This is a genomic window from Pseudomonas sp. HMWF021, assembly GCF_003061005.1.
Classification (GTDB): domain Bacteria; phylum Pseudomonadota; class Gammaproteobacteria; order Pseudomonadales; family Pseudomonadaceae; genus Aquipseudomonas.
In genome coordinates, this window is sequence record NZ_QAIK01000001.1 from 1 (window position 1) to 7,249 (window position 7,249).

The 7,249-nt window shown below is 60.6% G+C and carries 3 protein-coding genes; all 3 read right to left on the reverse strand.

Going from position 1 to position 7,249, the window contains the following annotated elements; genetic code table 11:
- On the reverse strand, positions 1-1,216 hold a 1,216-nt coding region (locus tag DBR18_RS00005), incomplete at its 3' end, for a polyurethanase (protein ID WP_108588794.1).
- A gap of 767 nt (positions 1,217-1,983) precedes the next feature.
- Positions 1,984-3,672: a polyurethanase gene (locus DBR18_RS00010; RefSeq protein ID WP_108588795.1), complete on the reverse strand. Its 1,689-nt coding sequence runs from the start codon at positions 3,670-3,672 to the stop codon at positions 1,984-1,986.
- Positions 3,673-3,733: 61 nt separating this feature from the next.
- Positions 3,734-6,820, reverse strand: coding sequence for an autotransporter serine protease (locus DBR18_RS00015; protein WP_108588796.1), 3,087 nt, complete (start codon positions 6,818-6,820; stop codon positions 3,734-3,736).
- Positions 6,821-7,249: the final 429 nt, after the last annotated feature.

A 7,249-nucleotide genomic window follows, 5' to 3' on the forward strand; every position in this document is an offset into this window, starting at 1 on the left:
CGTTGTAGCCACCAGCGTCGCGGAAGGTGTCGTTGCCAGCGCGACCTTCGAGGTAGTCATTGCCGCTGCCGCCCTGGATCAGGTCGTTGCTGTCGCTGCCAATGATGAAGGTGCTGCCCTTGTGGGTCTCGGCGTTGCGGTTGAGATCCTGCACCCAGGTGTTGGCCCGCGCCGGGTCCGACAGGTTGGCGACGATGATCGTCGAGTCCTTGCTGGTGAGGTCGTAAAACTTCGACTCGATGATCCGGTTCATGCCGTCGCCGTAAGCGGTGGGCAGGTGCGAGATCCAGGTCGGGATGTTGAGGATGGAGAACGGCAGCAGATTCCATGCGGTCGAGGCGTAGTGATCGTTGAAGCTGACGATGTTGTCGGTTGCCGATTCCTTGGGCGCGTCGTGCACGCCGACCGAGGCGCCGGTAAAGGTTGAGCCGTCGAGGGCGCGGAACACCGGGTCGTTTTCGTAACCGACGTTGAGCACCTTGTCGGTGCTGCTCTGGGTTGGCGAGGCGTAGGCGATGTAGTTGGAATCGGCGAAGAACCCGCCCCACTTGCCGCCGCTGAGGTCGGCCATGCTGTTGACCGCCAGCCCGCCGAGGCTGTGGCCGCTGACCAGCACGTCCTTGCCGCTGAGGCCGTTGGCCTTGGCGAACGCCACCACGTCATTGAGCAGATTGCCGAACGCTTCGCCGACGTAGTTTTTGGCGTAATCCTTGGGGCCGAAGGCGGCCAGCAGGTCGTTGATCACGTCGCCGATGGAGTCGAGGATCAGGTTTTCCCGCGGGCCGCTGGTGCCGCGAAAGGCAACGCCGATTTCCGTGAGATGGCCCTGGGCGTCGTACTTGCCGAGGATTTCCACCTGGGCGGTGGTGTAACCGGCCTTCTCGCCGAAGAAGGTGCCACGGGCATCGGTCTTGCCGTCGTAGCCCAGTTGCGCGGCGGTGATCGGTGTCCAGCCGGCCTTTTTCACGGCGTCGAGGGCGAGTTTTTCCGAGTCGGGGTTCCACGGAATACCGGGAATCACCCCTTGCGAATCGGTGCCACCGAGCAGCGCCGTGACCAGTGTTGCCGGCAGGCCGAGACCGAAACCGTTGTGCTGATACCCGGCGGCAAAGCCGTTATCGAGGTTGTGATAGGAATACAGCGTGATCGCCATGGCATCGCTGAACAGTGCCTTGGAATCGGCTGTACCGAAGTTCTTGTAGTCATACACACCCATTGCTATTGCCTCTCTTTTGTTGGAATTGTCAGAGATAGCTCACAGCCAAGGCGCCCCTCGCGGGCACGCCCCGGAGCATTTCAGTACTACTTGCGTAAATGGCTGCGATCTTTTGATCCTGAAAATCAAAATCAAAAGATCGCAGCCTGCGGCAGCTCCTACATCCATAAACCCCTGTAGGAGCTGCCGAGTGCAACGAGGCTGCGATCTTTTGGTCCTGAAAATCAAAATCAACAGATCGCAGCCTGCGGCAGCTCCTACATCCATAAATCCCTGTAGGAGCTGTCGAGTGAAACGAGGCTGCGATCTTTTGATCCTGAAAATCAAAATCAACAGATCGCAGCCTGCGGCAGCTCCTACATCCACAAATCCCTGTAGGAGCTGTCGAGTGCAACGAGGCTGCGATCTTTTGATCTTGAAAATCAAAATCAAAAGATCGCAGCCTGCGGCAGCTCCTACATCCATAAATCCCTGTAGGCGCTGTCGTGCAACGAGGCTGCGATCTTTTGATCTTGAAAATGAAAATCAACAGATCGCAGCCTGCGGCAGCTCCTACATCCATAAATCCCTGTAGGCGCTGTCGAGTGCAACGAGGCTGCGATCTTTTGATCTTGAAAGTCAAAATCAAAAGATCGCAGCCTGCGGCAGCTCCTACATCCATAAATCCCTGTAGGAGCTGTCGAGTGAAACGAGGCTGCGATCTTTTGATCTTGAAAATCAAAATCAACAGATCGCAGCCTGCGGCAGCTCCTACAGAGGCTGGTTAATTACGCGAACACGAAAGACGAGTCCGACAGGTTAGCCACTCCCACCCCGACCAGGGTCACGGCATACTCGCCAATCTTCAGCACGGTGTCGGCGCCCGATTGTGCAGCATGCTGCTTGTAGTCGTAGCCCTGCCCCGCGCCTTCGACGCCCATGAACACCAGTTTGTCGCTGCCCTGGTAGCCATTGATCGCGTCAAAACCGAACGCGCCGCTGAACAGGAAGGTGTTGTTGCCCCCCACCGCCGTCATCACGTCATTGCCGGCGCCGCCGACGAAGGTCACGTGGCCCTTGTCGCTGATCAGCTTGTCGTCGCCGCCGAGACCGAACAGCCAGTCACCGTCCGCCGTGGCGTGCAGCGCGTTGGCGTACGCATCGCCATTGAGCGAATGGGTGTACTGGGTCAGTTCGTTGCCATTGGTCAAACCCTTGGCCGTGACGCCCCAGGTGATTTCCTTGCTGCCCCACCACGAACCCGATTCCTTGCTCACCAGCGCGCCGATGTCGCGGGTCATGCTGATGCCGCCGTAGGCGTCGCGCACGTACAGCGTGCCGTCACCGTCGTTGGCGAAGCTGAAGTTCTGCAGCGGTTTCTGCAGCTCGAACGTGTTGTGGCCCTGTCCCCCCAGCAGAATGTTGAAACCACCGTCATCACGGAACCGGTCATCACCGCCCAGCCCTTCGAGGAAATCGTTACCCGCCCCGCCCTTGAGCCAGTCATTGCTCTGAGTACCGATGATGAAAGTGCTGCCAGTATGCGGCTCGCCGCTGCGCCCCAGATCCTCGACCCAGGTCTTGCCCCGGGACGCTTCTTCCAGGTTGGAGACGATGAGGGTCGAGTCCTTGTGCGTCAGGTTGTAGAACTTCGAATCGATCACCCGGTTCAAGCCATCGGCATAGCCCAGCGAGCCATGGGCCGACCAGCTCAGCGGATTGACGATGCTGAACGGCACCAGATTCTGCGCGGTGGATGCGTAGTAGTCGTTGAAATTGACGATGTTGTCGGTGGTCGACTCATGCGCCCCGTCGTGCTTGCCCAGCGACCCGCTGCTGAACGTGGTGCCGTCCAGCGCACGGAACACCGGATCGTTTTCGTAACCGATGTTCAGCACGTTGTTGCCGGTGCTGCTCTGGGTCGGTGAAGCGAACGCGATATAGTTGGCGTCCTTGAAGTACCCGCCCCAATTGCTGCCGCTCAACTCGGCCACGCTGTTGACCCCTAGCCCGCCGAGGCTGTGGCCGCTGAACAGCACGTCCTTGGCGGCGATGCCATTGGCGATGGCAAACGCGGCGACAGCCTTGAGCAGGTTGTCGAAAGCGTTTTTCGCGTAGTTGCTCGCGTAATCCGACGGCCCGATGGCGGCCAGCAGATTGTTTTTCATGTCGCCGAAGGTGTCGCTGTAGCCCAGCCCGCCGGTGCCGCGAAAAGCCACACCGATACCGATCAACTTGCCGCCAGCGTCGTACCGGCCGAGCACTTCGGCCTCGGCGCTGGTGAAGCCGTCCTTCTCGCCGAAGAACGTGCCTTGCGCGCCAACCTTGCCCTGATAGCCCAACGCCGTGGCGCTGAGCGGTTTCCAACCGGTGGCCGGTAACGGCTTGCCGGTCGGGGTGTAGGCGTACAGCGTCAGGGCGATGGCGTCGCTGTACAACGCTTTGCCATCGGCATTTTTGTAATCGAACAATCCCATGTTGTGCTCTCTCTTCCTTCAATCAGGACTGGCAGCCTCCCGCGAGACTGCCAGTACTCCATCAGAACTGCCAGTCGAGGGTCAGACCCACACCGTGGTCTTTCTCGTTGTTACCGATCAGTCCGTTGTAGTCCAGGTTGACCCGGACATCGCGATTGAGCGCCAGCCCGGCACGGACGCCGACCACTGCCGCATCACGATCCATCGACACACTCTGCACGGTGAACGCGCTGTTGCCATTGGCAAAGGCCAGGTGGCTGTCAGCATCGACACTGCTCAGGTTGTGCTGCCAGCCGAGGGTCGCGCCCAGTTCCAGCTGATGTTTGTCCGACAGCGCGAAGGTGCGCTTGGCGCGTACGCCAAGGGTCGACAGCACCACATCGCGGTTGTCTTCAGAGCTCTTGAGCGCCGCGGCATCACCCTTTTCGGTGAAGCTGTCGGTGTTCAGATGCACGTAGGACAGATTGGCGAACGGCTCCAGGTTCATCGGTTGCAGACGCAGATCGTAAGCCGCTTCGGTGAACACCTGAGTGGTGGCCGCATCGTGCTTGGTTTTCTCTTTGCCGCTGACGCCTGCGAACTGCAGATCACGCTTCACGTCCACGCGGTGCCAGCTGTAAGCCGCACCGGCGGTCAGGCGCAGCGCATCGATCTGATGCCCCAGGTACGCACCCAGATGGTAGCTGTCGACCGAGGCCGACGAATGCGTGCCACCGCCCATGTTCAACGAGCTGTCGCTATAACCGGTAACGAAACCCAGACGGGTATCTTCAGCAATCAAGCCGTCGACACCGGCCAGCAAGCCGCCGATGGAGCTGTTGGAGTCGGCGTTTTCATGGCCGCCATCGCTCTTGCCCCACGAACCCAGCACCTTGACCCAGGCATTGCTGCGATCGTCAGTCGGCGCGTCGGCATTGAACAGATCACGCTCACGCAGACGCTCGCCCACTGCCTCACGCAGGTAGCGGCTGTCGTTGATCAGCATTGTGCCAATCGCCGGGTGAATCTCGCCGGACAGTTGCTGGAAGGCCTGTTGCGCCGACGCCGCGTTCGGCGACAGCAGCAGGGTTTCGAACAACGCATTGCCTGCCCCAAGACCTTCGACAGCCGCGCCGACTGCACGCTGGTTCGGCGTCAGACCAACACTGGCGAACGACGCGCCATTGCGCCCGACGTCCAGTTGCACACCGTTTGCCGAGTACGCCAGGGTGCCGCCAAGGAACGCGTAGTTCGGCAGCACTTGCCCGAACTGCCCCTGAATGCCACCGGCCGCTTGCAGAATGTTGAATTGAGCACCCTGCAGGCTTTTCACTTCAGCAGTCGTCAGCAACGTCGGGCTGTTTTCCAGCGACAGACTGACCGTGGCACCGTCGATCAGCGCTTTGCCACCGGCAACGATCTTGTCGCTGCTGGTCGGCGACACTTCCACCGCATAGGTCGAGCCCGGCTCGAAGGTCACGTCTCCGGCCACGTTCAGCATGCCGATCGAGTTGCCCGGCGCCACCGTACCGCCGCTTTTCGCAGTCAGTGCACCGATGCGGCCGTTACCACCGAGGATGCCGCTGTCGTTGACCGTAACGGCCGAGGCCAGCGAGCCGTTGATTGCCAGACGCCCCTGATTGACCAGAGTCGGGCCGCTGTAGGTGTTGTTGCCGGTCAGCACCAGCGTGCCGATACCCTGTTTGGTCAGGCCACCGTGACCGGAAATGTCGTTGCGCCAGGTGTCGAGGCCGCAGGTGATGTCGGTGCACACACGCTCGGTCGGTTTGCCCTTGTCGATGATCGCGCCGATGCCCGGCAGGTCCGCGACGAACTGCCCGGAACCGTAGGCGCCCTGAATGCGGAATTCTTCCGGGATGTCCTGCTCGGTGACGAACATCGCCGGGCCGTCGATGCCCTTGCGCAGGTTGATCATGCCCCAGCCGTACAAGGCGTCGATGCCCGGGGCGCCGAGGTCGGTGGCCGTGGTGCGCAACACCGTAGCGACCTGATCGCCGGTCATGTACGGGAAGCGCTCCATCAACACCGCCATGGAACCGGCCACATGCGGCGCGGCCATCGAGGTGCCGTTGTAGTTGGCGTAGCCGGTGGTCAGGTTGTCGGCGTTGGTGCCGCTGATGATCGAGCTATAGATTTTCGTGCCCGGCGCCGAGACGCAGAAACTCGCGGTGTAGCCGCAACGTGACGAGAACGTACTCATGATGTACGGGTTGGCGCTGACCAGATCCGGGTTCTTCTGCAACGCGGCGACGGTGATCCAGTTCGGCGCGATGTCCGGCACGAAGTAACCGAGGCCGGCGATGGCGTCCGGGTTGTTCAGGTTGTAATCGTTGCCGGCGGCGAAGATGGTCACGATACCGCTACGGGCGGCGGCAATCGCACCGTCGTAGGCACCGCCGGGCTTGGTGCCGAGCAGCGTACGGATTTCATTGAACTGCAATTGCGCGTCGTTGACGGTGAAGTGCGGATACGCCGGGTTGCGGCCGCCGAGGTCGAAACGGTCAGTGATGCCGATGCCCCAGCTGTTGTTGATGATCCGCGCGCCACTGGCGATCAGCGCATCCCAACCGGCCTTGTACACCGCGCCATCGTTGCCACGAACGATGCCGTCTTCCGGGCCGGGGTCACCGTTGTCGGCACTGATGATCTGCGCACCGAACGCGACACCGTGCATTGGCCCGCCATCACGGCTGCCAGCGGCGATACCACCGACGTGGGTACCGTGGGCGCCGAGTTTGCCGTCGGAGCCGACCGAGGGTGAACCGTCATAGCGAAACGCGTCCCCGGCTTTGACCGGAATGTACGGGTCGGTGTATTCACGGATCCCGCTGGTGACCAGGGTGACGACTTTGTTGGCGCCGGAAAACTCCGGGTGCGCGGCGTACACCGGCTGATCGAAGATCCCCAGTTTCACGCCTTTGCCGGTGTAACCGGCAGCGTAGGCATGATCGGCACCGATCGCACCCAGACCCCAGTCAGCCTGGAACTCGGCGCTGCGCCAACTGGCAGGATCGCCAGTGCGACCGTTTTCCACATACGGCGCCGCCTGCGCGGTACCCCAGGTGGTCAACGCGCAAAGCACGGCGCAATTGAGGGTTTTCATGGCGAAGCGACCACCCGTTTGCGCGGGGGTATTGTTGTTATTCATCCAGCGACCTTCCTTAGTGTTATTGCGAAAAATCCGTTTACGGTCCCTAACCCGGGCCTGGGAACTAACATTTGTGGTGAGGGGATTTATCCCCGATCGACTGCGCAGCAGTCGCACACCCGAACGACTCGACTTACCGCAAAACTGATCAGGGCCGCTTCGCGCCCCATCGGGGATGAATCCCCTCACCACAGGTATGCGCCAACGCTCCCCTGTAGGAGCTGCCGAAGGCTGCGATCTTGGCTTTCTAAGAAAAAAAAAGATCGCAGCCTTCGTCAGCTCCTTAGTGTTATTGCGAAAATCCGTGTATTTCAATCTCATGAATACTGCTTTTTGTGGCGAGGGAGCTTGCTCCCGCCAGGCTGCGCAGCAGTCCCAAATCCGATGAGTCGGGTTCGACTGGAAAAATGCACAGGGCCGCTTCGCGCC